Annotated in this window: 24 protein-coding genes and 1 pseudogene; 15 read left to right on the top strand and 10 right to left on the bottom strand. The window is 71.6% G+C overall.

The window, feature by feature from the left end; translation table 11 throughout:
• Positions 1–216: 216 nt before the first annotated feature.
• The 3 genes and pseudogenes from meaB to purM all read right to left on the bottom strand — a co-directional run.
• A pseudogene (gene meaB, locus H565_RS13910) lies at positions 217–1119 on the bottom strand (methylmalonyl Co-A mutase-associated GTPase MeaB); the annotation flags it as partial.
• A 116-nt stretch (positions 1120–1235) separates the two neighbouring features.
• The gene (locus H565_RS0101155) at positions 1236–1946 is read right to left on the bottom strand and encodes a histidine phosphatase family protein (protein WP_027459422.1); all 711 of its coding nucleotides are present in this window, start codon (positions 1944–1946) and stop codon (positions 1236–1238) included.
• Positions 1943–3019: a phosphoribosylformylglycinamidine cyclo-ligase gene (gene purM / locus H565_RS13905; RefSeq protein WP_034407882.1), complete on the bottom strand. Its 1077-nt coding sequence runs from the start codon at positions 3017–3019 to the stop codon at positions 1943–1945. Before purM ends, H565_RS0101155 begins: the two co-directional genes overlap by 4 nt.
• A 149-nt stretch (positions 3020–3168) precedes the next feature.
• Between purM and H565_RS16665 the strand changes: the two genes are divergently transcribed.
• The 5 genes from H565_RS16665 to H565_RS0101125 all read left to right on the top strand — a co-directional run bounded on the left by H565_RS16665 (position 3169) and on the right by H565_RS0101125 (position 8645).
• Positions 3169–4668 (top strand): DUF4129 domain-containing protein, encoded by a 1500-nt coding sequence (locus H565_RS16665; protein WP_027459421.1) that lies wholly within the window; start codon positions 3169–3171, stop codon positions 4666–4668.
• 10 nt (positions 4669–4678) lie between these two features.
• The gene (locus H565_RS0101140; RefSeq protein WP_027459420.1) at positions 4679–6193 is read left to right on the top strand and encodes a DUF4129 domain-containing protein; all 1515 of its coding nucleotides are present in this window, start codon (positions 4679–4681) and stop codon (positions 6191–6193) included.
• On the top strand, positions 6190–7188 hold the full coding sequence (locus H565_RS0101135) for an AAA family ATPase (RefSeq protein ID WP_027459419.1): 999 nt from the start codon (positions 6190–6192) through the stop codon (positions 7186–7188). Before H565_RS0101140 ends, H565_RS0101135 begins: the two co-directional genes overlap by 4 nt.
• Positions 7189–7232: 44 nt before the next feature.
• Positions 7233–8315 (top strand): DUF58 domain-containing protein, encoded by a 1083-nt coding sequence (locus tag H565_RS0101130; RefSeq protein ID WP_245576140.1) that lies wholly within the window; start codon positions 7233–7235, stop codon positions 8313–8315.
• 72 nt (positions 8316–8387) lie between these two features.
• Positions 8388–8645 (top strand): hypothetical protein, encoded by a 258-nt coding sequence (locus H565_RS0101125; protein ID WP_027459417.1) that lies wholly within the window; start codon positions 8388–8390, stop codon positions 8643–8645.
• Between the two features lie 80 nt (positions 8646–8725).
• Here H565_RS0101125 and mnmE read toward each other — a convergent pair whose 3' ends face one another.
• Positions 8726–10048, bottom strand: coding sequence for a tRNA uridine-5-carboxymethylaminomethyl(34) synthesis GTPase MnmE (gene mnmE / locus H565_RS0101120; protein WP_027459416.1), 1323 nt, complete (start codon positions 10046–10048; stop codon positions 8726–8728).
• A 133-nt stretch (positions 10049–10181) separates the two neighbouring features.
• Between mnmE and H565_RS0101115 the strand changes: the two genes are divergently transcribed.
• A complete protein-coding gene (locus H565_RS0101115; RefSeq protein ID WP_027459415.1) occupies positions 10182–10949 on the top strand; it encodes an ABC transporter substrate-binding protein in 768 nt (255 codons plus the stop codon).
• A gap of 295 nt (positions 10950–11244) precedes the next feature.
• Here H565_RS0101115 and H565_RS0101110 read toward each other — a convergent pair whose 3' ends face one another.
• A complete protein-coding gene (locus H565_RS0101110) occupies positions 11245–11862 on the bottom strand; it encodes a DUF4258 domain-containing protein (RefSeq protein WP_051363344.1) in 618 nt (205 codons plus the stop codon).
• A gap of 262 nt (positions 11863–12124) precedes the next feature.
• Here H565_RS0101110 and H565_RS0101105 point away from each other — a divergent pair, with 262 nt between their 5' ends.
• A complete protein-coding gene (locus tag H565_RS0101105) occupies positions 12125–12988 on the top strand; it encodes a GNAT family N-acetyltransferase (protein WP_027459413.1) in 864 nt (287 codons plus the stop codon).
• Positions 12989–13118: 130 nt separating this feature from the next.
• Positions 13119–13427 carry a hypothetical protein gene (locus H565_RS0101100; RefSeq protein WP_027459412.1) on the top strand — a complete coding sequence of 103 codons (309 nt, stop codon included), beginning with the start codon at positions 13119–13121 and terminating at the stop codon, positions 13425–13427.
• 60 nt (positions 13428–13487) lie between these two features.
• Here the strand turns inward: H565_RS0101100 and H565_RS13900 are convergent, their stop codons facing one another.
• Positions 13488–14102, bottom strand: a complete 615-nt coding sequence (locus H565_RS13900; RefSeq protein WP_034407879.1) for a DUF305 domain-containing protein — start codon at positions 14100–14102, stop codon at positions 13488–13490.
• Between the two features lie 39 nt (positions 14103–14141).
• On the opposite strand from H565_RS13900, the gene H565_RS0101090 reads away from it, so the two are divergent.
• From H565_RS0101090 to H565_RS0101075, 4 genes are all read left to right on the top strand, one after another.
• Positions 14142–14960, top strand: a complete 819-nt coding sequence (locus H565_RS0101090; protein WP_084542845.1) for a YdcF family protein — start codon at positions 14142–14144, stop codon at positions 14958–14960.
• A 57-nt stretch (positions 14961–15017) separates the two neighbouring features.
• Complete coding sequence (trmFO, locus tag H565_RS0101085; RefSeq protein ID WP_027459410.1) at positions 15018–16421, top strand: methylenetetrahydrofolate--tRNA-(uracil(54)-C(5))-methyltransferase (FADH(2)-oxidizing) TrmFO; 1404 nt, start codon at positions 15018–15020, stop codon at positions 16419–16421.
• Positions 16422–16514: 93 nt separating this feature from the next.
• Positions 16515–17798, top strand: coding sequence for a UDP-N-acetylmuramoyl-L-alanine--D-glutamate ligase (gene murD, locus H565_RS0101080; RefSeq protein WP_051363354.1), 1284 nt, complete (start codon positions 16515–16517; stop codon positions 17796–17798).
• Positions 17795–18907 carry an FtsW/RodA/SpoVE family cell cycle protein gene (locus tag H565_RS0101075; protein ID WP_027459408.1) on the top strand — a complete coding sequence of 371 codons (1113 nt, stop codon included), beginning with the start codon at positions 17795–17797 and terminating at the stop codon, positions 18905–18907. Before murD ends, H565_RS0101075 begins: the two co-directional genes overlap by 4 nt.
• An 84-nt stretch (positions 18908–18991) precedes the next feature.
• Here the strand turns inward: H565_RS0101075 and H565_RS0101070 are convergent, their stop codons facing one another.
• The 3 genes from H565_RS0101070 to ychF form a co-directional block, all read right to left on the bottom strand.
• Positions 18992–19573: an antibiotic biosynthesis monooxygenase gene (locus H565_RS0101070; protein ID WP_027459407.1), complete on the bottom strand. Its 582-nt coding sequence runs from the start codon at positions 19571–19573 to the stop codon at positions 18992–18994.
• 45 nt (positions 19574–19618) lie between these two features.
• Positions 19619–20122, bottom strand: a complete 504-nt coding sequence (locus H565_RS0101065; protein WP_027459406.1) for a hypothetical protein — start codon at positions 20120–20122, stop codon at positions 19619–19621.
• 77 nt (positions 20123–20199) lie between these two features.
• The gene (gene ychF, locus H565_RS0101060; RefSeq protein WP_027459405.1) at positions 20200–21297 is read right to left on the bottom strand and encodes a redox-regulated ATPase YchF; all 1098 of its coding nucleotides are present in this window, start codon (positions 21295–21297) and stop codon (positions 20200–20202) included.
• Positions 21298–21429: 132 nt separating this feature from the next.
• On the opposite strand from ychF, the gene H565_RS13895 reads away from it, so the two are divergent.
• Entirely contained in the window at positions 21430–22122 is a 693-nt protein-coding gene (locus H565_RS13895; protein WP_034407876.1) for a phosphatase PAP2 family protein, read from the top strand.
• Between the two features lie 65 nt (positions 22123–22187).
• Here H565_RS13895 and H565_RS0101050 read toward each other — a convergent pair whose 3' ends face one another.
• Positions 22188–22748, bottom strand: a complete 561-nt coding sequence (locus H565_RS0101050; RefSeq protein WP_034407873.1) for a DUF2231 domain-containing protein — start codon at positions 22746–22748, stop codon at positions 22188–22190.
• A 120-nt stretch (positions 22749–22868) separates the two neighbouring features.
• Here H565_RS0101050 and H565_RS13890 point away from each other — a divergent pair, with 120 nt between their 5' ends.
• Positions 22869–23465, top strand: a complete 597-nt coding sequence (locus H565_RS13890) for a YczE/YyaS/YitT family protein (protein ID WP_084542844.1) — start codon at positions 22869–22871, stop codon at positions 23463–23465.
• 45 nt (positions 23466–23510) lie between these two features.
• Positions 23511–24509, top strand: coding sequence for an MBL fold metallo-hydrolase (locus H565_RS0101040; RefSeq protein WP_027459403.1), 999 nt, complete (start codon positions 23511–23513; stop codon positions 24507–24509).
• Positions 24510–24583 lie beyond the last annotated feature (74 nt).

Below are 24583 nucleotides of genomic sequence, written 5' to 3'. Positions count from 1 at the left end.
CTGTGTACCGCCGGGATAAACGAAGGTCCACCCCGGCTCCACCGAGCGCACCCCACCCAGCATCCGCATCCCCGGCAGGTCGGGCAGCGTGACCGGGAGGTCCGGCGGCAGCGCCCCCGGCGTTACGGACACATGTTCCGCGCCGCCTTGTTGTCCCAACGCCCGGCGCAGGAACTCGGCCTCCAACGTGACCTGTTCGCTCATGGGGGGAGCTTGGCCCGACAGCAGCGCGTCCGCCGCCGCGTCCGCATCGAGTTCGCCCCGCGCCACCCGCGCATAGAGGTCGCCGCCGACCTCCCGCGCCCGCTTCAGCACCCGTTCCTGCACCAGCGTCCGCACCTCAAACTCGGCCCGCGCTGCGCGGCGAGCGTGCAGCCCCTCCTCGCCCAGCCAGGCGCGGTGGGCCAAGACCGCCTCCAGCACGGCGTCTGCCCCCTCGCCCTGAGCGGCGACCGTGCGGCGCACCGGGGCCAGCCAGGTCGAGGCATCGTGGGGGGCGAGGCCCTGCGCGGCGAGCAGCTCGCGCACGGTGCGGTCAGCCCCCGGCAGGTCGGCCTTGTTGACGGCAATCACGTCCGCAATCTCCATGATGCCGGCCTTGAACGCCTGTACGCCGTCGCCGCCCGCCGGGGTGAGCACCAGGAGGGTATGGTCGCAAACCGCCGCCACGTCCACCTCCGATTGACCGACCCCCACCGTCTCCAAAATCACCCAGTCAAAGCCCGACCCCTCCAGCAGCGCGAGCACGGGCAGGGTGCGCGGCGAGAGACCGCCCAGCGCCCCACGGCTGGCAAGCGACCGCACGAACACGCCAGGGTCACCGTGGTGCCGCAGCATGCGGATGCGGTCGCCCAAAATCGCGCCGCCAGAGTAGGGGCTGCTGGGGTCCACCGCGAGGACCGCGACCCGCTGTCCCCGCGCCCGCAGCGCGGCAATCAGGGCGTCTGTCAGGGTGCTTTTGCCGCTGCCGGGGCTGCCCGTCACGCCCAAGACGACGGCACGGTTCCCGCGCTCGCGGGCCGCTCGCAGCAGGGGACGGGCGCTGTCTTGGCCGCTTTCGGCCAGCGTGATGGCGCGGGCCAAGGCGCGGGGGTCCCCGGCGCGAAAGCGGGCTACCAGGTCGGAGGGAGAGGACGCAGCAGGAGGGGTCAAGGGGTCACCCCCGTGGGAGGCCAGACGCTGGGGCAAGGAGGCTGGTGCATGTGGCCCCTAGGCTAGCGCTCCCAGCTCGGCCCCTACGGGGCTTGTCCGAGCACGTCGTCGGCCTCGGTCGCTTGGATGAGGTCTTCGAGGTGCGCGTCGTCATTAAAGCCCAGCAGGGTGCCGCCTTCCTCGCCCAGCAGGACGCGGGTAATGGAAGTATTCGTCACGCTCAGGCGTGCCCAGGCGTGGCTCGGCACGCCCCCCAACGCCAGCCCCACCGCCACCCGCACGACGCCGCCGTGGGTAAAGACAAGGACCCGCCCCCCCGCGTGCCGCACCCGCAGCCGCTCGAAGGTTTCGCCGCAGCGGGCGAAGAGGTCGGCCATGCTCTCGCCGCCGGGCCGCCGGGTGCCCCAGGGGTCGGCTTGCAGGTCGCGCAGGTACTGCGGGTGCCGCCGCTCGATGTCGGTCACGACCAGCCCACCGAGTTCGCCCACGTCAATCTCGCGTAGCCCCGGTTCGGCCTGCACCGCAGGCGGCCCCGCCAGGCGCTCGGCGACCACCTCCGCCGTCTGTGAGGCGCGGGCGAGGTCGCTGGTGTAGACCGCGTCAAAATGCTGCCCGGTGAGGCGCTCGGCCAGCGCCGCCGCTTGCAGGATACCGACGTGACTGAGGGGCACGTCGGTCTGGCCCTGATAGCGCCCGTCCGCGTTCCAGGTGCTCTCGCCGTGCCGGACCACCCAAAACTCGGTCGCGGTGCGGCGGTCGGGCAGCCGAAACCCGGTGGGAGCACGGTACCTCATCGGGGTTCGGCTCCGTCCGGCCCCGCCAGCCCGCTCAGCGTGACGCCCGCGCCGGGCACCATCTCGCCTATCACCCAGGGCGACTCACCCGCCTCCCGCAGGGCCGTGAGGGCCGCTTCCCGCTCGGCGGCGGGCACGATAAAGAGGAAGCCCACGCCCATGTTGAGCGCCCGGAACGCCTCCGCGCGCGCCATCCCGGCCCGGCGCACGATGAGTTCGAAGAGGGGCGGCACCCTCCAAGACCCGGTGTCCACCCACATCCCCAGCCCCGGTGGAAACACCCGCGGCGGATTGTCCACCAGCCCGCCCCCGGTGATGTGGGCCATGCCGCGCACGTCCACCCCCGCTCTGGTGAGCGCGTCAAACGCTCCGAGGTAGGCCCGGTGGGGCACGGTGAGCAGGTCTTCGAGCCGCTCGCCGCCCAGGTCTTCCCGCGCTTCCCGCCAGTCCAGCTCGTCCAGGGCCATCCGGGCGAGGCTGTAGCCGTTGGTGTGTAGCCCGCTGCTGGGGAGGGCGATGACCGTATCGCCCGCCCCGATGCGCGACCCGTCAATGAGGCGGGAACGGTCCACGACCCCCACGATGGTGCCCACCAGGTCGAGTTCGCCCTCCACGTAGACGCCGGGCATCTCGGCGGTTTCGCCGCCCAACAGGGCCACGCCGAGGGCCTCGCATGCCCGCGCCGCCCCCGTTACGACCGCCGCGACCTGTTCCGGAATCAGGCGCGAGGTCGCCACGTAATCGAGGAAAAAGAGGGGCTGCGCGCCCTGCACCAGGATGTCATTCACGCAGTGGTGAACGATGTCGGCCCCCAGGCCCTCCACCCGCCCGGTGCGAACGGCCACCCGCGTCTTGGTGCCCACCCCATCGGTGGACGCGACCAAGATGGGGTCAGCCATCTCCCCGAAAGCGGCCCGAAAAAGGCCCCCGAAGCCCCCCAGCCCGCCCAGCACGTGGGGGGTATGGGTGCGGGCGACCGCTTCTTTCATCAGGGCGACCGTGCGGTGCCCCGCGTCGATGTTCACGCCTGCCCGCTCGTAGGCGGAAACCGCGTCCGTATCAGCTTGCGTCATGCTCCTCCCAGGTGTGGCCCCAGGCCGGGGCTGCTCAGCAGGCAGCATACCGGAAGGACCGCCGCCCTCCCCTCCGCCGCAACGTCCGCGGGGTGCCTCGCGTACCCTGAGGCAGACCCATCCTTCCGTCTGCGTCCCCGGAGGCCCCCATGACCCTGACTGCCAAGTCTGCCCGCCCGCCTGCCCCCGCGTCCTCCCGCGCCCGCTCGTGGCTGCTGCTCGCCGCGCCCCTGGTGGGGCTGGCGTGGTGGCCGCTGTGGTGGGGGGTGGGCGCGGCGGGCGTGCTGGCCTTCACGCGGGCGGGGCGTCCGGCGGCGGGGGCGCGGCTGCCGCTGCTCCTCCTGCTGGCGGGGCTGGGGGGCGTGCCCGGCCTGCTCGCGGCGTCCACCCTCCCCGAAAGTGTGGCGGCGGCCCGCGCCGCGCTGCCGCTGCTGCTGGGGGCAGTGCTCCTGTCCAGCGGCCTGTGGGCCCTGGAGTCGGGTCGCCGCCCGCTGGGAGCCGCCCTGCTGGGACTGCTCCTGCTGCTGGGAGCGGGGTTGGGGGGTGGCCTGCCGCTCGCCCTGGGGCTGGGCCTCGGTGCGTTCGGGTGGCTGCTGGCGCTGGCGGGAGCACCGGGACCCGAAGACCGGGCGCTGCGGCCCCTGGGCAGGGGCGGTGCGGCGCGGCGCTGGCTGCTGGTGGCCGGGGCGGGGGCCGGGGTGCTGCTCGCGGCGCTGAGCCTGCCGCTGCCGGGGGTACCGGGGGGCACGGAGGCGGAACGCCGGGGCGGCCTGAGCGCAGTGCGTGCCCTGATTGGCGGGCAGTGGGGGGACGTGTACGCCCTGAATCGCCCTCTCGGTTCGAATGGCGAGCGCCGCTATCCGCAGGGCCTGGGTGAGAACCCCACCCACGGCTACGCCCCGCCCGCGCCGAGCCAGTTTGACAACAACCGGGCCTTTGTGGGCGGGCTGCTGGTGCTGCTGGCGTTCGCGTGGCTGCTGTGGCGCTCGCGGGAGCGCCGCAAGGGAGGGGGCCGCCCCGCGTGGTGGGAGGTCGCGGCGCTGGCGGGGGTGCTGCTCGCGGGGGGCCTGCTGGTGCTGGGCAGCCTCTCCGGGGACCCCCGGTCGCTGGAGCCGTCCGGGGGCTACGCCAAGCTGGGCGTGGAGGGCGAGAAGGGCCTCCTGACTGGGGGCGGGAACAGCAGCGTCCTTCCCACCCAGGGCCAGGGCTGGCTCAACCGCTTCAACGACGTGGCCTTCGTGCTGCTGCTGCTGGCCGCCGTCCTGCTCGCCTGGGCGGGGTGGCGGCTGAACCGCCCGGCCCGCCCGGAGGAGGATGCCCCGGCCCCTCTGCTTGCCCCCACCCTGGAAGACGCCACCGCCCTGCACCGGGTCCGGCGGACCTACCGCTCGGCGCTGGCCGCGCTGACGCGGGCGGGCCTGGGCCGCGCCCCGGACGAGACGCCCGCCGAGCACGCGGCGCGGGTGTCGGCGGCGCGGCCCGACCTGGCCGGGGCGCTGAGCGACCTGCTCGCCGCCTATACGCCCGTCCGTTACGGCCTCTCCTCGTCCGAGGAGGGCGCGGAGCGGGCCGAGGGGGCCGCCCGCACGCTGGCCCGGCTTGCCCGCCCCACGTCTGCACCCGGCGCGGCGGGTTCCGCGCTAGGCTGAGGCTCCTCACATGACGACCCTGCCTGCTCCTCCCGAACGGCGGCCCCTGCGTGCTGACCGCTCCTGGCTGCTGCTCGCCGCACCCTTCGTGGCCGCCTCCTGGCTGCCGTGGTGGGGGGTGCTGGCCTTTTTCGGGGTGCTGCTGCTGATTCGCCGCGACCAGGCCGCCGAGGTCGTGCGGGTGCCGCTGCTGCTGGCGGCGGCGGGAGTCACCGTGCTGCCCCTGCTGGCCGAAGTCCAGTTGGGGGGCGAGAATGCGCTCGCGGCGATTCTGTCGTTTGCCGCCCTCTTCCTGCCGGTGGTGGGGGCGGCAGCGGTCATCCACATCGGCCTCAACCTGCTGGAGGTGGGCCGACCCGCCGGGGTCGCGTGGCTCGCGCTGCTGCTGCTGCCGGGAGTGCTGGGCCTCGCTCCCAGTCCGGTGTTCGGCCTCCCAGCGGGGCTGGGACTGGGGCTGCTGGCCCTGTTGCTGTGCGCCCTGGGGTCTACCGGGCGCGAGGAACGCCCCGCCCGCCGCCTGACGGGGTCGGGCCGCGCCGTGTGGAATGCCGCGCTGGTCGGCGGCGTGCTCGCCGGGGCGCTCGCGCTGGGCACGCTGGCGCTGGGGCCTGCCCGGCAGACGGAAACGGTGCGGGCCGCTCCCGGCGCGGCGGCGTCGCAGCCGGACGCGGCCCCGCAGCGGCAGAGCGAGTTCCCGTCCGGCGAGGGCGAGGGGGCCACGGGCCGCGCCCCCGCCCCCCTCTCTCCGGAGGCGACGGCGGCGGGCGTGCAGCTTCCGGGAGCTGACCTGGTGCTGCTGGGCGGCATGCTGCTGCTGATGTCGGTGGTCTTCCTGCTGTGGCGGCTGCCCAAACGGGTTGTGGATGGGCCGCGCCGCTTTCACTGGTGGGAGGTCGCGGCGGTCGCCGGGATGCTCCTGCTGGGGGCCCTGCTGCTGTTCTACGGCCTGAGCGCGGGCGGTTCGGGCGGGCCGAGCACGGCCCCAGCCCCGGCGGGAGAGGGGGGGGTGGGAGGCGCGGAGGGAGGCACTCTAGAAGAGGCCTCACCGTGGTGGGCGTTGGCCTTCGCGAGCTGGTTTAACCGCCTCGCGTTTCTGGCCTCGCTGCTGCTGACCGCCGTCATCCTCATCTTCGCCTGGAGGCTGCGCCGCCCGGTAGGGGACGACCTCCCGGTCGCGCTCCCCACCGCCGAGGCCGTCTCCGCCCCCCACGCCGAGGCCCTGCACCGAGTGCGGCTGGCCTACCGCTCGGCGCAGGCGGCGCTGGAGCGCTGCGGGCTGGGGCGCGGCCCCGCCGAGACGCCCGCCGAACACGCGGCGCGGGCCAGCCTGAACCTTCCCGACCTCGCCGCCCCGCTGGGCACGCTGGTGGCCGCCTATGCCCCGGTGCGCTACGGGGGCCGGGTGACCGACGAGGACGCCGACCGCGCTGAGGAAGCCGCCCGTGACATCGCCGCCCTCAGCGCCGAGTACCGCCCGCCGACCCTCCCCGACACCCCCGACTCATCCCCCCAGGAGACTCCATGACCCACGCAGAGACGCCCACCCCGCCCGCCGACCTCGCCGCCGTAGAGCGCTTTGCCCGCGCCGTGGGAGACAACGTGGCCCGCGTCCTGGTGGGCAAGGAGGGGGTCACCCGCCTGACCCTCGCCGGAATCCTGACCGGGGGGCACATCCTCCTCGAAGACGCCCCCGGCACCGGCAAGACGATGCTGGCCCGTGCCCTCGCCGCCAGTCTGGGCCTGACCTTCCGGCGGGTGCAGTTCACGCCCGACCTGCTGCCCAGCGACGTGACCGGGGTCAGCGTGTACCGCCCGGCGACCGGGGCATTCGAGTTCGTGCCCGGCCCGATTTTCACCGGGCTGCTGCTCGCCGACGAAATCAACCGCGCCACCCCCAAGACCCAGTCGGCGCTGCTCGAAGCGATGGGGGAAGGGCAGGTCACCGAGTCGGGCGTGACCCACCGCCTGCCGCAGCCCTTTGTCGTCATCGCCACCCAGAACCCGGCCGAGCACGAGGGCACCTACCGCCTCCCCGAAGCGCAACTCGACCGCTTCCTCCTCAAGCTGTCGGTGGGTTACCCCTCGCTCGACGAAGAGGTGCAGATGCTGGGCCGCCTCCAGGGGGCGCACCCCATCGACACGCTGGGGCCGGTCGCCGGGCCGCAAGACCTCCTCGCGGCGCGGGCGGCGGTGAAGGCCGTGCGTGTTTCGGACGAGCTGCGGCGCTATGCGGCGGCCCTGACGGCCCGGACCCGCAACCACCCCCAGGTCGCGCTGGGGGGCGGCCCCCGCGCCAGCCTCGCCCTGCAAGGGGTGGCTCAGGCGCTCGCGGCGCTCGACGGGCGGGCCTTTGTGGTTCCCGATGACATCAAGGCGGCGGCCCCAGCGGTCCTCGCGCACCGCCTCAGCCTGCGCATCGAGGCGCGGCTGGCGGGCACGCCCCCGGAGAGCGTGGTCGGGGACATCCTGCGGGCCGAACCCGTCCCGGCTGACCCGGCCCAGGCAGCGGGGGCGCTCTGAACCTCGCGGCGCTGGGGCTGGTTCTCGCCGCGCTGCTCCTCGGCGTGGCGCTGGCATGGTTCCTGGGGCGCAAGCCGCCTGCGGTGCGCCTCAGCCGCGAGGTGCCGGGGCAGGGCTTCGAGGGCACCCGCGTGCCTTACCGGGTCCGCATCGAGATAGACACCCGGCGGCCCCTGCGGGTCATCGTGGAGGACCCCACCCCCCTCTCGGTGGTCTCCAGCGAGGTGCTTACGGCGGGCGGGCTGACGCTGGGCCACACCGTGACCGAACTCGACGGCTCGCTGCTGCTCAACCGCCGGGGCGAGTACGCCTGGGCAGGCGGCACCCTGCGCTGGGCCGACCCGTTGGGCCTCTTCTGGCGCTCGGTGCCGCTGAACGTGCCCGCCACCATCGAGGTGTACCCCGGCACGCACGGGCTGGTGCTCCCCGACCTGCTGCGGCCTCTTCTCAGCGAGGGCCAACTCTCGCGCACGCTGGGCTTGGAGGACCCCATCAGCCTGCGCGGAGCGCGGCCCTACGTCTCCGGCGACCCGCCGGGGCGGGTGCACTGGCGGCTCTCGGCCCGCAGCGGCGCACTGACGGTCCGCGAGCTGGAGCGCACCGCCGCGAGCAGCCTGACCGTCTTTGTGGACACCTCCGGCACCGACGTCTTCGTGAACAGCGCTGTGCGGCTGGCGAGCAGCCTGATTCAGGAGGCCCTCGCCCTCGACCTCCCCGTCAGCGTGGCGACCCCGGCGGGCGCGACTCCCAGCGGGCGCACCCCGGAGGCGCTGCGGGCCGCCCTGCGGGTGCTCGCCCGGCTGGAGCCGCAAGACCCCCGCGTGGTGGGCACGCCCCTCGTCATCCCGCCCATCCGCGCCGGGGGCAACCTGATGGTCCTCACCCAAAAAGCCCCCCCCACCCTCGTCGAGGAGGCCATGCGGGCGCGGGCCAGCGCCAGCCGGGTGGCCATCGTCGCCATTCCGGAGGGCTTCTACCTCGAACCCGGCGAGAACCCCCGCCGCCAGTGGGTCGGTGCCCCCGATACCGTGCGCGAGCTGGAGCGCCGCGCCGGAATCCTGGCGGAGGTGGGCGTGCTGGTGTTTGTGCTGCGCGGCAACCAGAGCGTGCTGCGGCTGGGGGCCTGAACCCGAACCTATCGTTAATCGTTAAAGGGAGCCTCAGCCCGCGCCCCCGGCGTGCCCTGCTAGCGTGGGGTCATGACGGACCGTGACCACACCAACGACGTGCCCCAGACCGAGGGTGAAATCACCAACGTGGACCTCCAGTTCATGGGCCGCACCGACGAGCACCGCGACGCCCTCCAGGACGCCCGCGCCGAAGCCAAACTCGCCGACGAGTACCAGGAGCGCGGCCTCGACAAGCAGGACGTCGCCTCGGCGGGCAGCATGATTGCCAGCGACCCCGCGAGCACGATTCCCGGCGACGAGACCTCGGAAGATACGTCGGAGGGCTAAAAGGCCCCTCACCCCGCTGCTTTGGAGCGCCCCTTTCCCCCCAGAGAGGGGGGTTTTTGCTGGCGGCTGGAAGCTGGCCGCTACTTCCCCACGCAGAAGTTGCGAAACACCGCGTCCACCACGTCCTCCGACACGTCGCGACCTGTGAGGTCGGCGAGTGCCCGCAGCGCTTCCTCCAACTCGTACCCGGCGAGGTCGTCGGGGAGGGTGCGGGCGGCCTGGACGTGCTCAAGTGCCCGGCGGGCGGCGTCGGCCTGGCGCTCGGTGGTGAGCCACGCCTCGCCCCGCGCCGCGTCGCCGAGGAGGGCGGTCTGGATGGCCTCCCGCAGCTCTGGCAAGCCCACGCCCGTCACGGCACTGACCGCGAGCGCCCCGGCGTCCTCCCAGGCGGCGGGGAGGTCGGCCTTCGTCCGTACGCGGATGACCCGCGCCCCCGGCGGGAGGTCCACGGGCAGCGCCTCGCGGGGCCGGGAGCCGTCCTCCAGCGCGAGCACGAGGTCGGCCCCCTGCGCGAGGCTGAGGGCCTGGCGCACCCCCGCCGCCTCGACCTCGTCCGCCGTCTCGCGGATGCCCGCCGTGTCCACCAGGGTGACGGGGACTCCGGCCAGCGAGAGGTGCGCCTCCAGATAGTCGCGGGTGGTGCCGGGCATGGGGGTCACGATGGAGCGTTCGTAGCCCAGCAGGGCGTTGAGCAGGCTGCTCTTGCCCGCGTTGGGCCGCCCCACCAGGGCGAGCCGCGCCCCCCGCGTGGCGACCTGTCCGGCGCGGGCGGTGGCGACCAGGGCGGCGAGGTCGGCCTCGGCCCCGGCGAGGGGCGCGTCCCGGTCTTCTTCCGGCACGCCCTCTTCGGGATAGTCCAGCAGCGCCTGAATGGCGGCCAGGGTGCGGGTCAGGGCCGCCGCAATGCGCTCTACCCGCTCGCCCAGCGCCCCCGACAGCCCCAGCGCCGCCTGCCGCCGCGCCGTATCGGTGCCCGCATTCACAAGGGCCAGCACCGCCTCAGCCTGCGCGAGGTCGAGCCGCCCGGCGAGGTAGGCCCGCAGGGTGAACTCGCCGGGACGGGCGGGACGCGCCCCCAGCGCGAGCGCCCGCGCCAGCAGCGCCGCGAGCACCGCCGGGCTGCCGTGTGTCTGAAACTCGGCCACGTCCTCGCCCGTGTACGAGTGCGGCTTCCGGAACACCAAGCACAGCCCGTCGTCCAGCCGCTCGCCCCCTTTCCCCACGAACTCGCCGTACAGAAAGCGCCCGCCCCGCGTGCGGCTGGGCCGCCCCCGCCCCCGGAAGAGGCCATCGGCCACCCCCAGCGCACCGGGGCCACTCACCCGCACGATGCCCACCCCCGCGTGACCGGGGGCAGTGGCGATGGCGGCGATGGTGTCCGAGAGGCCAAGGGGGGTGGTCACGGGGAGAGGGTAGCAGGGGAGAAGGGGCGGGTGTGGGGCCGCGCTTATCCTCCGGCGCACGCTGTGACAAGGCGGTGATGACGACCAGTGCACACTCACTCCACACTTCTGTTCACTGTTCCTGGAGGTCTGCATGCGCCCACGCCCTGCACTGATCGCCGCAGCCCTGCTGGCTGCCTTGTTGCCTGTTGCTCAGGCCCGGTCTCTGGCCGCAGTCAAAACCAGCGGCGTCCTGAAATTGGCGACGAGTGCCGATTTCGAGCCGTTCAATTTTTTGCAGGGCGGCAAGCCCACCGGGTTCGAGGTAGAACTCGGCGAAGCGGTCGCTCGCAAGTTGGGCCTCCGGGCCGAATGGGTTATCCGGCCGTTCGACGGCCTGCTGCGCGACCTCGCGGCTCGTCCGGGCGAGATTGATGTGGTCATCGCCTCGCACGCGATTACAAGTACGCGGCTCCAGACGGTGGATTTCAGCATCCCCCACTACTGCACAGGTGGTGTCATTCTGACCCGCCGGGGCGGACCGCTGACCAGCAAAGCGCTCGCGGGCAAAACCCTGGGGGCCGAGGCGGGCAGCACCTACTTTGGCTTCCTGCGCAAACTTCCCTTTGCGAAGAACGTGCAAGTGTACCCTAGTTCCCAGGCAGCCCTTCAGGCGGTGGCCACCGCCAAAGTTGACGCTGTCGTGACCGACCGTTTCGCGGCGCTGGGTGCGCTCAAGACTTACTCCAAGGCCAATCTCGTCATGGGGGCAACCCTTTGGCAAGAGCAAGTCGGCATCGCCCTCGCTAAGGGAAACAGCGACCTGCGCCTGGCGGTCAACGGAGCACTTAAGGCACTGATGCAAGACGGCACGTACGCCCAGCTCAGCGAGAAGTATTTCGGTCAGGATGTGCGCTGCTGACCCCAGGGTCAATGGTGCGGACACTTTTGCATCTTCCTGCAATGGTGTGCCGTACAAGTTGTGTCTGGGAAGTAAAAACCCCCTTCCCCCTTGTGAGGGACTCGTAGGAGCTGCTTGCAGAGGCTGGGGACTCGCAGAGTTGCGCAGCAAAGGGGGGGTGGATGTGGGTGCCGTCCCAGCGCGGGAAATCCACGAGGAGTTATGAAACTGTCCGCACCATCGGTCTTGGTAAGACGGAAAGAGGACGAGCGGTGACGGGACCCCTCCCGGTCGCTCGCCCCCGCTTGGAGTGACCCTAGGCCCCCTTCTTCCACTTCCCCTTGCTGCGGTACCCCGGCTTGTTGCCCGGCGTGGCCGTGCGGGTGCGAATCCGCTCGTCGTCGTAGCGCAGCATCACGGCGAGGCGGGCGCGGGAGAGGATGTGGTGCGGGTGCTTGGGCACAAAGGCCGTCACCACGTCGAGAAAGCCGTCCCGCGCGTGCTCGACGACCACATGCAGCGGCAGCGCCACCCCGCAGGCCTCGAAATAGCCGCCCACCAGCCAGCGGCGCTCCTCTGGGTAGACGGCCCGCACCCGCCCGGCCACGAGCACCTGAATGATGTCGTGCTCCAAAAAGCCCTCGGCGCGGGCGTGCCCGATGGCATGGGGGCAGAGGTGATACTTGCCGTCGTACACGGCCTCGCGCAGCCGGGCATGGGCGCGGGCGAGGCTGTGCTCGGAGGTGTCCACCCCGGCGAGTTCGGCCTCGCGCTGGGGCTTCAGCGGCTTGAAGCGCAGGTTCTCAGGCCGGGCGGGGGGCGGCACCTGGGCGCGGCGGGCGGCCTTTTCCGCACGGGCAAGCTGCGCCCGCAAGGAGAGCAGGTCGGTGCCGCCCGGCTGGGGGCGCGGTTTGGGGTCGGGGGATTTGGTCATGGTGATAACCTCCCGTCGGCCTTCCGGAGTGGGGGGGGTGACCGGGCCACGCCGCCCCCAAAAAGAAAAACTCCCCGTCCACACGTCGTGCGTGTTGGTGGGGGAAGAAGGCGTCGTACCCTGCTTCAGGGCATAGCCGCAGGATAGCACGTGGGGGCTGGGGCGCGGGGTGAGGGGGCGGGCAGACGTGAGCACCGCCCCTTTCTAGGCTGATTTCTAAGCTCAAGGTCTGCGCCCCCCCTGCCCTCCCGGAGGTCTAGCCATGATTCGCCCCCTGCAAGCGACCGATGCCCCCGACGTGCTGGCCCTGCTGAGCTGGATGGACGACGCGCCGGAGCGCGAGGTCTTCGCTCCCGACGCCCGCGACGAGCACGAGCTGCGCAGCGAGTGCGAGGACCGGGTGTGCCTGGTGGCCGAAGGCCTCGACGGGGCGGTGCAGGCCTACTGTGGCCTGGCGCCTTTCCGTGACGGGCTGGTGCTGGAGGGGCCGCTGGGAGAGGGCGACTTGCCTGGGCTGGTGGCGCGGGCGCTTGAGCGGGCCGAGGGGCTGCCCGTCTATGCCTTTGCCGCCCGCGACAATCTCGCGGCGCGGGAGGCGCTGGAGACCTGCGGCTTTACGCCCATGCACACCACCGACTTCTACGCGGCGCGGGTGGCGGACCTCGCTCGCCACGCCCGCGTGCCGGAGGGCTACGCGGTGACCGACCACCTCGCGCCCGCCGCCTACCGCGCCCTGTACCGCGCCGCCGAGGACGCCTGGGCCGAGCGCCTCGACTGGACCGACGCCGAGTTGCAGGCCCATTTCGCCCGCGATGACGTGCGTCTCGTGGCCCTGACCCGCCAGGGGCAGCCCGTGGGCTTTGCCGAGCTGGAGCTGAACGCTGCCGAGGCGCGGGCCGACCTGACCTACCTCGCCGTTCATCCCGCCGAGCGCGGCCAGCGCCTAGGCCGGGTGCTGCTGGCGCTGGCCGCCGCCGAAGCCGCCGCCCATCCCGAACTGCGGACCCTCCGCGCCCGTGCCCACGACCACGCCCGCCCCGCCCGCGCCCTCTACGCCCACGCGGGCCTGACCCACTGCCGCTCGGTGGTGACGTACCTGCGCGACGACACGGAGGGGGAGGCGTAGGGAGCCGCCAGCTACCAGCGGTCAGCCGCCAGCTTTCAGCAAGGAGGCGCATCCTCTTAGAGCTGACGGCTGGCGGCTGACCACCCTGCCCCACAATCCCCCGCTCCCGCCTCCACTAGCCTTTTCCCCTATGGGCAAACGCGACCGCCACGGCCCCCGGCCCGCCTACGTGACGCTGCGGGACCTGCCCGGTACCCGGCTGATGTTCTGGGTGGTGGGCGAGTGCCCCTACTGTGCGGGGCGGCACCTGCACCCGGCGGGCAACCTCCGCACCGCCGACCCCGGCGAGCGCCTGGGCGAGCAGACAGCCCCCTGCGACCCCACTCGCACCTACGAGCTGCAACTGCCCCCCCGCCCGAAGAAGAAGCCCGGCAAGCAGGCCCGCCGCAAGGAACGCCGCGAGGGACGGATGTTGGAGCTGGACTGGGACGACGAATAGGCAGCAGGCCAAGACGAGACGGGCGGGCACCGAGGAGCTTTCCCGCGCCTGATTTGACCCTCAGTGTCCCTCGTGTGCCCCGCCCCCCGCCGCTTCAGGTGGGGGCGGCAGGTCCTCCCCGCGCCGGCGCAGCAGGTCTTCCATCAGGCGAATCTCGCCACCCTGGGTGGCCTGAATCTGCCGGGCGAGGGTGCGGACCTCCGGGCGAATCCCGCTGCCGAGGGCAGGCTCGACCATGCTCAGGGCGCCCTGGTGGTGGCGAATCATCAGCCGCAGAAAGTGGGCCTCAGCGTCGCGCAGGGGCAGGGTGTCCAACGCGTTCAGCTCCTGTGGGGTTGCCATCCCCATCCTGCGGGCGTGCTCGGCGCTCATGCCCTGGCCGCCCCACGGAAGACCCCAAAGGGTCAGCCAGCCGCGCATCTGGCCAATCTGTTCTTGCTGCGAGAGCAGGATGTCAAGAGTCAGCGAGCGCAGGGTGCGGTCCTGGGTGCGCTCGCGCAGCCGGGTCGCCATGTCCACCGCCTGCGCGTGGTGCTGGGTCATCTCGCGCACGAAGCGCACTTCCGGGCTGCCCTCGGCGGGGGTGCCGGAGCGCGAGGTCAAGGCCAGCGCGAGCGCCACGAGCAGGGCAGCGGCCAATGCGATCACGACCAGGAGGGGGGACCTACGGGACATGGGGAGAAGCTAGCAGGTGGGAACTGCTAGCTTCTCCCCATGCCGGGTGACGTCTTTTCTCCGCTGCGGGCCGAGCGTGGGCGGGGGGTGCTGGAGGGGGCGGCCATCGGCGCGGCCCTGGCGGTCCTTGCCGCCTACCTGGGCGAGCTTCGGGGGACGGTCCCGCTGCTGCTGCTGCTCTTGCTGGGGGGCGGGGTGGCGGGCGCTTTTGCCCCGTCACGGCGGGTGTTGCGGGGGGGAGCGGGGGTGCTGGCCGCCGTCTTTGCCGCGTGTCTGCTGACCCCGGTGCTCCGCGCTCCCCTCGCGGCGCTCACGCTCTCGCAGCCCCCCGTCCGCGCCGACGCCATCGTGGTGCTGGGGTCGGGGGTGCAGTGCGGCACGGGCACCCTGGACCCCCACAGCCTCGCGCGCCTGGTGCGGGGGCTGGAGCTGTGGCGGGCGGGGTACGCCCCCCAGCTCACCGTCTCCGAGCAATCGGACCTCCTCGGCCCGGCGAGCTGCCCGCGCCTGAGTGACCTCCAGCGTGCCCAGATTCGCGCCCTCTACCCGCAGGGTGGCCCGGAGGTCCTCACCCTGCGCCGGGTGACCACCACCCGCGACGAGGCCGCCCGCATCCGCGACCTCGCCCGCGAGCGGGGGTGGCGGCGGGTCCTCGTCGTGACCTCGCCGAGCCATTCCCGCCGGGCCACCCGGCTCGTTGCGGCGGGTGGGGTGGAGGCGGTCAGTGTGCCCGCCGGGGAGGTCGAGTTCGACCTGACGCTGCCCTCCCCCCACGACCGTCTCGCGGCGCTGCGGACCCTGCTCTACGAGGCCCTTTCGCGGGTCAAGGCGGCGCTGGGGGGCACGCCAGAGCGCTGAAGCGGGGGCCGTTCTCCCCACTTTCCCCCTTCCCCCCGTCCCCTACACTGCCCCCCGATGACCGCTTCTTCCCCCACCATCACCGTTGTCGGCGCGGGCCTCGCGGGGTCCGAGGCGGCGCTCGCGGCGGCCCGGCTCGGCGTGCGGGTGCGCCTCTTTGAAATGCGCCCGGTCAAGATGACCCCCGCGCACCGCACCGGCAACTTCGCCGAACTCGTCTGCTCCACGTCGCTGGGCGGCGAGGGGGAGATGCAGGCCAAGGGCCTCTTGCAAGCCGAGCTGCGCTCGGTGGGCGGGGCCATCGTGACCGCCGCCGACGCGAGCCGCGTTCCGGCGGGCAATGCCCTCGCCGTCGACCGCGACGAGTTCAGCGCCCGCGTGACCGGGGCCGTGCGCGAGCATCCCCTCATCGAGGTCGTGCCCGGCGAGGTGGGGGCCGTGCCGGAGGGCATCGCCGTCATCGCGACTGGGCCGCTGACCTCGGACGCCCTCGCCGCTGACCTGATGCGTCTGACCGGCAGCGAGAGACTCAGCTTCTATGACGCCGCTGCGCCCGTGATTGCCTATGAGAGCATCAACCTCGACGTGGCTTGGCGGGCCGGACGCTACGGCCAGAGCGCGGATTACCTCAACTGCCCCTTCACGAAAGAAGAGTACCTGCGCTTTTTTGCGGCGCTGGAGCAGGCCCGCGCCCATACCCCCCACGATTGGGAGGGGCTGGAGTTCTTCGAGGGCTGCATGCCCATCGAGGAAATCGCCCGCCGGGGGGTGGACACGCCGCGCTTCGGCCCCATGTCGCCCAAGGGCCTCGACGACCCCCGCACCGGGCGCTGGCCCTATGCGGTCGCCCAACTGCGGCAGGAGGACCGGGAGGGCCGGATGTGGTCGCTGGTGGGCTTCCAGACCGGCCTGAAGTGGGGCGACCAGAAGGCGGTGGTCCAGCTCATTCCGGGTCTGGAGAACGCCGAGATTGTTCGCTACGGGGTGATGCACCGCAACACCTACCTCAACGCCCCGGAGGTGCTGGACTCGACCCTGCAGCTCCGCGCCGACCGGCAGAAGTTCGTCGCGGGCGTGCTCGCGGGCACCGAGGGCTACCTCGAATCCGCCGCGACCGGGTGGCTGGCGGGCACGAACGCGGCGCGGCTCGCCCTGGGCCTCGCGCCCCTCACGCCGCCCGCCGAGTCCATGCTGGGCGGCCTGACCCGCTACCTCGCTTCGGCGAACCCCCAGGGCTTTCAGCCCATGAACGTGAACTGGGCGCTCGTGCCGGAACTGCCCGCGCCGCCGCCGGGGCCGAATGGCAAGGTTCGCAAACTCGGCAAGCGCGAGAAGCGCCCGCCCATGTTCCGCCGGGGCCTCGCGGCGTTCATGGCCTGGGCGGGGGAGGAGGCGGGCCTCCCGGTCACCCCGCCCGCCGTGCCCCAGCCGGAGGAAGACGCCCTGCCCGCCCTGCGCTGAGCGGGCGCATTCACCCCTGCTCCCCCCTTGCTGTCCTATGTTGAGCGCGTGACGGAGCGCGGGGAACAAACGGGTGTGGGCGAACGAATCCTGATGTATGGGCTGGGCCGCAGCGGGCGCGGCGTGGCCCGCTTTCTGGCCCGCGAGGGCAGGCGGGCCGAGTGGCACGACGCCCGGCCCAGCGGGGAAGACGAGGTCCTGATGCGGGAACTGGGCTTTCCGCGGGGGGACTTGGCGGGCACCTACGACACGGTGGTCGCCGCGCCGGGGGTGCCCATCGACCACCCGGACCTCCTCGCGCTGCGGGGGCGGGGGGCGGAAGTCATTGGGGAGGTTGTGCTGGCGGCCCGTGCTCGCCCCGCGCTGCCGCTGGTGGGGGTCACGGGGACGGCGGGCAAGGGCGGCACGACGGTGCTGGTGGCCGAACTGCTGCGCGGTCAGGGCCTCAAGGCCCGCGAGGGCGGCAACATCGACCCACCCCTCCTCGACGTGGTGGACGACGCTGAAGTTGCGGTGGCCGAACTGTCAAGCTTCCAACTGGAGCGGGTGCCCGGCCTGCGCCTGCCCGTCGCGGTGATCACCAACCTGGGGGTAGACCACCTCGACCGCCACCGCACGGTGGAGGCCTACCACGCCGCCAAGCGCAACATCACGGCGGGCCAGACGGGGGAGGACGTGCTCGTCCTCCCGGCGGGGCTGGACGTGCCCACGCGGGCGCAGGTGCGGTCCTTTACGCCGGGGCAGCTGCGCCTCGCAGGGGGGCAGGAGGTGCTGCCCGCCGCCGAGCTGCCGGAGGGCGTGCACCCCGCCAACGCCGCCGCCGCCCTCCTCGCCGCCGAGGCGCTGCTGTTGCGGCTGGGCCGCCCGGTCGACGTATCCGCGCTGGCGGGGTCGCTGCGGTCTGCCCGGCCCGTCGCCGGACGCTTCGAGACGGTCGCCCGCATCGGGGAGGTGCGCTTTGTGGACGACTCTATCGCCACCCGCACGCTCGCGGTGCAGGCCGCGCTGGAGCGCTCGGTGCCGCCCATCGCCTGGCTGGTGGGCGGGCGCGACAAGGGCGCCGACCTCGCGCCGCTGCGGGAGGCCGCGCGGGGAAGAGTCACCCGCGTCATCGCTTTTGGCGAGGACGGCGAGGCGCTGGCCCGCGGGCTGGGCCTCCCCTTTGAACCCGTCCGCGGCGAGACGGGCGACGAGCAGATGCGGGCAGCGGCGGCGGCGGGCCTCGCGGCGCTGGGGGGGCCGGGTGGGGCGGGCACGGTGCTGCTCGCCCCCGTGGGCACCAGCTTTGACCGCTTCCGCGACTACCGCGAGCGCGGCCAGAGCTTTGCGCGGGCCGCCCGCGAACTGGCGAGCGCCGCTGCGGAGGCCCGCGCATGAGCCTGCAACTCGTGATGGCGCAGGTCCTGCTGCTCACGCTGGGCCTGATTGGGGTGGCGACAGCCGCGCCGGGCGACATCCTGGACCACGGCAGCAAGGCGCTCATTGCGCTCGCGGCGACCTTTTTGGTGGCGCGGCTGCCCCCCCGCTTTTTCCTGAAGCTCGCGCCCTACTTCTGGTGGTTCACCCTGCTGCTGCTGCTGCTCACCCTCTTTCTGGGAAAGGGGGCCGAGGGCAGCGAGGGCGTCAAGCGCTGGCTGGAGATTGGCCCCATCCGCTTTCAGCCCTCCGAACTCGCCAAGCTGGGGCTGGTGCTGCAACTCGCGTCCTTCTTCTCGCGGCGGGGCGTGCAAAACAAGCTGATTAGCGCGACGGGCATGATTGTCCTCACGACCCTGCTGATTATTTTGGAACCCGACCTGGGCACCTCGGTGCTGACCTTTGGCCTGGGCATCATCCTGATGTACGCCGCCGGGGTGCGCATCACCAACATCAGCGGCTTTTTGCTCGCGCTGGGGCTGCTCAGCCTGCCCTTTGCCAACAAGTACCTGGAGACGCACCCCTACATCCTGGAGCGCTTTTTCGGCCACGTAAACCGCGAAGAAGTCGTCGAGGTCGGCCTCGACCAGATTGGCAAGGCCCACCGCGACCTCAACTTTGGCGGCCTGTGGGGCCAGGGACCCGACGGCCCGCGCTACCCGTACTTCGCCGACAACACCGACCTGATTGTTGCCTCGGTGGGCTTCTCGACCGGGCTACTGGGCGTGACGATGCTCTTTTTCGCCTACTGGCTCATCGTGGTGACCGCCCTGCAAGTCTCGCAGCTCGCCGCCCGCGTGCGCCCCATGACCCCGGAGATTCACGGCGCGACCATCCTGGCAACGGGGGCCATGTTCATGGTGGTCGGGCAGGCCTTTGTCAATCTGGCGGTCGCGGCGGGCCTCTTCCCGGTCACCGGGGTGCCGCTGCCCCTGGTGAGCTACGGCTTTTCCTCCATGCTCACCATGAGCCTCGCCCTGGGCGTCATTCACAGCGCCATGCGCGAGGTGCGCCGCCAACTGCCCGCCGGGGAAGACTCGCCCGACGTGGTGGCGGTGTCCGCCGACTGACCGGGGGAACGCAGCGAGGCCCCGGCACCACGCTGGGGCCTCATTCTCTGCTCTCTGCTCTCTGTTCGCAGGCGTTCTGGCTCTTTACCGCTGGGGATACAGCCACCCGCGCAGCAGCCGCGAGAGCAGGGGCAGCACCGGCCAGTTCAGAAAGAGGGTCGCCAGAAAGGCCGACGGCAAAATCGCCGCCCACCACGGCCAGCCCTGGGTTAGCGGGCGCGAGAGCCAGGTAAACAGCAGGATGAGGGGATACACCCCCACGAAGCCCACCAGCACGTTCTTCCACAGGGGCGGGGCAGGCGTGGGGCGGGCCGGTCGGTCAAACCAGGCCTCCAGCCCTTCAGACTCGCGGTACTCGACCTCGCCCGCCGTGAACTCCGGCAGCCGGGCCAGGGCCGCGCGGTACGCCGCAGACTCCCGCCACGCCGCGAGCGCCCCCGGCGTGGCAAAGCGCACCAGTGTCACGTATTCCGGCAGGCCGCCGCTTTCGCCCCGCAGCACGTGCAGGCCCAAAAAGCCGGGCTGCTGCCCCAGCCGCCCATGCAGTTCCCGCGCCCAAGCCTCGTATTCCGCGACCCGCGCGGGCCGCACGAGTTCGGTGATGACCAGGGTGACGCCCCGGCTCTGGGGCGCGCCGGGCGCGGGAGGGGAAGGGGGAGTCGTCATGGCGGGGGCACTGTAGCAGGTAGCGGGAAGGGGGGGCGCGGGGGGTCAGGGCGTTCCCAGGCAGGCCCGCCCCGGCGCGGCATCGGCCACTTGCCGTGCCCGCACGTTCTGCTGGGGTCCCGGCGCGATGCGGGCCACCACACAGGGCCGCGCCCCCAGCCGGGCGACGACGAGGTACGAGGTGGTTTTGACGGCGTCTTCAGGGTCCGAGAGGTTGTAGCGCACAATCAGGGCCACGGGCACCCCGTCCCGGAGTCGCCACTCGGCCCGCGGCCCCAAGCTGGAAAAGGACGAGCCGACGACCGTCCACAGGTTCAGGGAGGTCCGTGTGCCGCCGCGCGAGACGGTCACGTTTTGCCGCAGGTCCCCTTCCTCTATCAAGAGCTGATACCCGCCGACCCCCTCGCACAAATCCTGCACCCAGCCGCTTCCCGACGGGTCGGTCACCAGGTTCCGGCAGGTGCCCGGTTCGAGCGAGGTGTAGAGGCTGGTGTTGGCCGCGAGTCCCGCGCTGGCGAGGGCCAGCAGGGCCGTCCAAAGGGTGCGCATCGGGGACCTCCTGAGCGCAGTGTACGCGGCGGGGGCCACCCCCAGAAGGGCGCTGCGCCCGGCCAGCAGAGGCGGCGTCACATGTTGTGCAGCACGTTCATGATGTCGCCGTCTTGCATGACGTAGTCCTTGCCCTCGGTGCGGACCCAGCCCTTGGCTTTGGCGTTCGCCCAGCCGCCCGCCTCGACCATCTTTTGCCACTCGATGACTTCTGCGCGAATAAAGCCGCGCTCCAGGTCAGAGTGAATCTCGCCCGCTGCTTCGGGGGCCTTTTCGCCGCGGCGGATGGTCCAGGCCCGCACTTCCTTTTCGCCGGACGTGATGAAGGTCATCAGCCCCAGCGTCTCGTAGCCGACCTTGACAAGCTGGTCGAGGCCGCTTTCCTGAACGCCGAGGTCCTTGAGAAACTCGCGGGCTTCTTCTTCGGGCATCTCGGCGAGTTCGCCCTCGATTTGGGCGCTGATTTTGACCACGGGGGCACCCTCCGGCGCAGCGTACTCGCGCACCCGCCGCACGTAGTCGTTGTCATCTCCCAGGTCGTTTTCGCCCACATTCGCCACGTAAATCACGGGCTTGGTGGTAATCAGGCCGAAATCCTTGGGAATCTTGGTCTCGTAGCTTCCGGCGCGGGCGGGCTTTCCTTCTCCGAGCACCTTGAGAATCTGCTCGGCCAGCTCGGCCCCTTCGCGGGCTTCCTTGTCGCCGCCCTTGGCCTTTTTCTGGAGGTTGGCCAGCCGGTTTTCCAGGCCCGCGAGGTCAGCGAGAATCAGCTCGGTATTGATCGTCTCGATGTCGTCGATGGGGTCGACCCGGCCCGCCACATGGACCACGTTGGGGTCTTCAAAGCAGCGCACGACGTGGGCGATGGCGTCCACTTCGCGGATATTTGCCAGGAACTGGTTGCCCAGCCCCTCGCCCTGGCTGGCCCCCCTCACCAGCCCGGCGATGTCCACGAACTCGACAAAGGTGGGGACGACGGGGGGCACCCGGTCGCCTTTGGTAAAGACTCTGGCAAGGGCAGTGAGGCGCTCGTCGGGCACCACAACCCGCCCCACGTTGGGTTCGATGGTGGCAAAGGGGTAGTTGGCCGCGAGCGCGCCCGCCCGCGTGATGGCGTTAAACAGGGTGCTTTTGCCGACGTTCGGCAGCCCGACGATTCCGATGGCGAGTCCCACAGTGGCCTCCTTAGCTTCCGCGCAGGCGCGGCAACCCCGACAGTGTAGGGGAAGGGTGGGGCCGGGATAAACACTTGCCCAATCGCCGCCCGAATGCGCTGCCCGCGGCGGGGGGGTAGCGTGAGCGGGTTCATGGTTCCAGCTCCTTCCTCTTCCGGTCCCCTAGAGCACCTCCTTGCCTTCTTGCGGGCGCATTGGCGCAGGCTGCTGCTGCTGTTTTTCGGGCTGTTGGTCCCCCTGCTGGTTTTTGTCTCCATCGCGGAGGACGTCTTCAACAAGGAGCCGTTCGCTTTTGAAAAGCCGCTGATGCTCGCGCTACATGCGGGCGCGTCCCCCACCCTCGACCGGGTGGCGGTCGCTTTTTCGCTGCTGGGCAGTGCGCGGGGGATGGTGCCCGTGACGCTGGGGCTGGTCTTCCTCTTTTACCGCCTGCGCCACCGCCTGGGCTATTTCCTGATGCTCAGTCTGGGCGGGGTCGCGCTTGTCAACGTGCTTCTCAAAAACGTCTTCGACCGGCCCCGGCCCGCGCTGTGGACTCCGCTTTTGCCCGAACCGGACTTTTCTTTTCCCAGCGGACACGCGATGTTCGCCTCAGCGCTGGCAACCGCGCTCGCCGTGCTGCTGTGGCCAACGCGCTGGCGGGGAGCGGCCCTCCTCCTGGGCGGGCTGTACGTGCTGGGGATGATGTGGTCACGCGTGTATATCGGCGTGCACTACCCGACAGACGTGCTGGGCGGCGCTCTCTTTGCGCTGGCATGGGTGGTCGCGCTGACGCGGGCACTGCAGATTCATCCGGCTTTTCCGGTGAAGTCCAGGGAGGAGTAGGCCGCAAAAAGGGGAGGAGCACTCGGTCGCGGTGCTCCCCCACCCTGACTTCCCCTCCCCTTGGGTTAGCCCTGCGGGTGCGCCAGCGTCTTGCCCACGCCGAGGCCGTGGCGGTAGACGAGTTGCCCGCCCAAGAAGCCGCCCAGCCCCGCGATGCCGAGGGCGACCCCCGACAGCACCTTGCCCAGCCGCCGCTGGTGCCGCCGCCGCGCCAGCAGCGAGGCCACGTTGAGGGTAAAAGCGACCTCGTTGGCCAGCCCGTGAAGCAGTCCGGTCCGCCGCGCCTCGCCGCGGGTGTTTGCCCAATCGGTCCAGCCCGCCGCGATGGCCGGAAGCGCGCCAACCGTGCCCAGCAGGAGCGCCCGGTCGGCGGCGACCTCGTTGTCGGGCGAGGTGCCCGGCAAAAAGTCCAGGAGTCCGGCGACGAGCCAGCCCCCCAGCGGCAGGTGAATCAGGATGGGATGCAGGGGATGGCCCAGCGGCTCCCCATGCAGGGCCGCCACCACGCCTTCGGGCAGGGCGTCCAGCCACTCCCGCAGCTTGGGTTGCAAGGTGCCTGCCAGGGTTTCCAGCCAGTCATGCTCGCTGAGGGCGTCCTCAAAGCGGTCGTTGAGGGATGAGTCCATCGGTCCACCTCCTGCTCCCGATTGTGTCGCCTGCGCCGCGGCGGGCGCGGAAAGGTTAAGCGAGGCTTTGGGCCTGATTCGTCTTGGGCCGTCCTGCAGACGGGTGCTACCTTCGCCCCCATGCCCCGCCCCGCGCCCCTCGCCGCCGCCACGCGCCTGCCCACGCCGGGGCGGTACGGCTTGCTGGTCTTCGGCCTGGCCCTCTACGGCTTCGCCCTGCGGCTGATGCTGGAAGCGCGGGTAGGGGTGGCCCCCTGGGAGGCCTTTCATCTCGGTGTCACCCAGCACCTTCCGCTGACGCTGGGCACGGCGAGCATCCTGACGGGGGTGCTGATTGTGGGGTTCACGGCGCTCTTCTTGCGCGAGCGCATGGGTCCGGGAACAGTGCTGAACGTGCTGCTCATCGGCCTCTTTCTTGACCTGCTCGCCCCGTTGGTCCCCCGGCCCCCTGGTATCCTCGCTCGCTGGCTTCAGTTCGTTTTCGGGGTCGGCCTGCTGGGGCTGGCGACGGGCACCTACGTGGCAGCGGGGCTGGGGGCCGGGCCGCGTGACGGGCTGGTCCTCGGCCTCAGCCGCCGCACCGGGTGGGACGTGGCGCGGGTGCGCGGCGGGATAGAACTGCTGGTGCTGGCGCTGGGCCTCTACGGGCTGGGTCAAGCGCCCCGGTTTCCCGCGCCCGGCGGGTCTGTAGGAGGGACTGCACACGGGCGCGACTGACTCGTTTAACGTCAAAAGGTCATATCCCACCCCGGAGGTTGTCCCATGAGCGATGCGAGTCCCAAGCCTGACGTTTCCGCCCGCCCCGTCAACCGCCGCGACGCCCTGCGCCTGCTGGGGACGGCGGGGTTGATGGCTGCCGCCACCCCGCTCGCCCGCGCCCAGCCCGCGCCTGTCCCGCCCGCGCCAGCCCCCGCCGCGTCCCTCAACGGTAACGGCTTTTACCGCCAGCGCATCGGAGAGATGACGGCCACCGTGGTCAGCGACGGCACCGCGCCCCTGGCCGCCGTGCTGCCGACCTGGGGGGCCAACCCCGACCGTCAAGACGAGTTTGCCGCCACCCTGGCCGAGTACCGGGTGCCCGCCACGAACACGGTCAATCACTTCAACCCGGTCGTGCTGGAGGTCGGGGGGCGGCGGGTCCTGATAGACACCGGGCGCGGGGGCGCGGCGGGGCAACTCCTCGCCAACCTGGGGCGGGCGGGCATCGACCCCGCCAGCATCGACACCGTGTTTATCACCCACGGGCACGGGGACCACATCGGCGGCTTGACCACCAATGGGCAACCTACTTTTCCCGGTGCTCGGCACATGATGGGGGCCGCCGAGTTCCAGTTCTGGACCACCCAGCAGAGTCCCAACGCGGCGGTGCAGGCCAACCTGATTGGCCTGCGCGACCGCTTTACCCTCATTCAGCCCGGCGCGGAGATTGTCTCCGGCGTCACGGCGGTCGCCACGCCGGGCCACACCCTGGGGCACCTCAGCGTGCGCGCCGGAAGCGGCAGCGCGGGCCTGCTGGTCTTTGGGGACGCGGCGGGGCACTTCCTGCTCTCGCTGCGGCACCGCGGGGCCTACATTAGCTTCGACACCGACGGGGCGCTTGCCGCCCGCACCCGCCAGCGTCTCTTCAATGAGGCCGTCGAAGAAGGGCTGTGGGTCACGGGCTACCATTTCCCCTTCCACGCCATCGGCCACCTGCGGCGGCAAGGGCTGCGGCTGCTGGGGGGCTATGAGTTTGAGCCAGCGCTGTGGCAGTGGGAATGAGCGCGGCCAGCCGAGCAGTTCGGACAGCTCCGGCGCGTGCAGGAGCGTCTTGACGCTGGGTGCTGGGAGCTGGA

This window comes from Deinococcus murrayi DSM 11303 (assembly GCF_000482805.1).
In the GTDB taxonomy this organism is placed as follows: domain Bacteria; phylum Deinococcota; class Deinococci; order Deinococcales; family Deinococcaceae; genus Deinococcus; species Deinococcus murrayi.
The sequence above is the reverse complement of the archived record's forward strand: the minus strand, read 5'-3'. Positions and strand labels throughout refer to the sequence as shown.